Annotated in this window: 1 protein-coding gene; it reads left to right on the forward strand. The window is 64.7% G+C overall.

From position 1 onward, the window contains the following. Positions 1-1977, forward strand: a 1977-nt coding sequence (locus P3G67_RS35620) for a type I polyketide synthase (protein WP_276097219.1), incomplete at both ends; no start/stop codon positions are given.

Here is a 1977-nt window from a genome sequence, read left to right on the forward strand (position 1 = left end):
CGTGTGATGTGGCTGACCGACAGGCCTTGGCCGAGGTGCTGGCTTCCGTCTCGCCGGATCATCCGGTGACCGGGGTCGTGCACGCGGCAGGGGTCCTTGAGGACGGTGTGATCGGATCGCTGTCGGGCGAGCAACTGGACCGAGTACTGACTCCCAAGGTCGATGCGGCCTGGAATCTGCACGAACTCACCCAAGGCCTCGATCTATCGCTCTTCGTGGCGTTCTCGTCCGTAGCGGGACTCACGGGTAGCGGTGGGCAAGCCAACTACGCTGCGGGCAACGTGTTCTTGGACGCGCTGATGCAGCAGCGCCGCCACCAGGGACTGCCGGGGCTCTCGATGGCATGGGGGCCCTGGACGACCGAGATCGGCTTGGTGAGCGGTCTGTCCCAGACTGACCTCCAGCGGATCGCTCGTTCGGTCATGCCGCCGTTGGCGGTAAACCAGGGTGTGGATCTGTTCGACCGCGCGATACGCATCGGATATCCGGCGCTGGCATTGACCCGACTCAACCTGCAGGCGCTGCGTGCCCAGCAGGACGTCCCAGCCGTGTGGCGATCGCTGGTCGGCGGCATCCTCCGCCGCGCTGCCAACAACACTCGTAATGGTCGTGAGGGTCTGGCGCAGCGGCTGGCCGGGCTGTCCAGTGTGGACCGCGAACAGACCTTGCTCGATCTGGTCCGGGAATCCGCCGCAGTCGTGCTGGGGCACGCCTCGAGCACGCAGATCAACACCGACCAGCCGTTCAAGGCACTCGGATTCGACTCACTGACGGCGGTCGAGCTGCGTAACGTACTGCAGACCAAGACGGGTCTCGGCCTGGCCTCCAGTGTGGTTTTCGACTATCCGACTGTTACCCGGTTGGCGGGCTATCTGGCGGGCGAGTTCGGCGATTCACAACTCGCGGAGTCGGCTGTGGTGCCGGCGGTGGTGTCGGTCACCGATGATCCGATCGCCCTCGTCGGAATGGCGTGCCGATTCCCAGGAGGTGTGTCGGGGCCGGATGATCTGTGGCAGCTGGTCACGGATGAGGGCGATGCCATCACTCCGTTCCCTGTCGGCCGTGGCTGGGATCTGGACGCACTGTTGGGTACTGGCGAGCCCGGGTCCGGAATGTCGGCGACTGAGCACGGGGGCTTTGTTGACGGCGTTGATGAGTTCGATGCTGCATTCTTCGGAATTTCGCCTCGGGAGGCGTTGGCTACTGATCCTCAGCAGCGGTTGTTGCTGGAGGTGTCGTGGGAAGCGTTGGAACAGGCGGGGATTGATCCTGCTTCGTTGGCGGGCAGCTCGACCGGGGTTTTCGCCGGTGTCTACCAGTCTGGGTATGCCGATCTGGTCTCTCGTGAGCAGCTACAGGGGCATTTGCTCACGGGTGGCGCGGCCAGTGTGATCTCTGGTCGGGTGGCTTACACGTTGGGCCTTGAGGGGCCTGCGGTGAGTGTGGACACGGCGTGTTCGTCGTCGTTGGTGGCGATTCATCTTGCGGCGCAGGCGTTGCGGTCGGGTGAGTGCACGCTGGCCCTCGCCGGTGGCGTCACGGTGATGGCCACCTCCGACGGTTTTGTCGAGTTCACGGCGCAGGGCGGTTTGGCGGCGGACGGGCGGTGTAAGTCGTTCGCTGATGCCGCCGATGGCACTGGGTGGTCTGAGGGTGTCGGTGTGGTGGTGATGGAGCGCTTGTCTGACGCTCGCCGTCATGGCCACGAGGTGTTGGCTGTGTTGCGGTCTAGCGCGGTCAACCAGGATGGTGCTTCGAACGGGTTGACGGCGCCGAATGGTCCGTCGCAGCAGCGGGTGATCCGCCAGGCGCTGGCTGCGGCTGGTCTCTCTCCTGCTGAGGTCGATGCAGTGGAGGCCCATGGCACCGGTACTCGGCTGGGCGATCCGATTGAGGCTCAGGCGTTGCTGGCCACGTACGGCCAGGACCGTGCCGAGGGACAGCCGTTGTGGCTGGGTTCGTTGAAGTCCAACATCG

The sequence above is a fragment of the Streptomyces silvisoli genome (assembly GCF_029269905.1).
Classification (GTDB): Bacteria; Actinomycetota; Actinomycetes; order Streptomycetales; family Streptomycetaceae; genus Streptantibioticus_A; species Streptantibioticus_A silvisoli_A.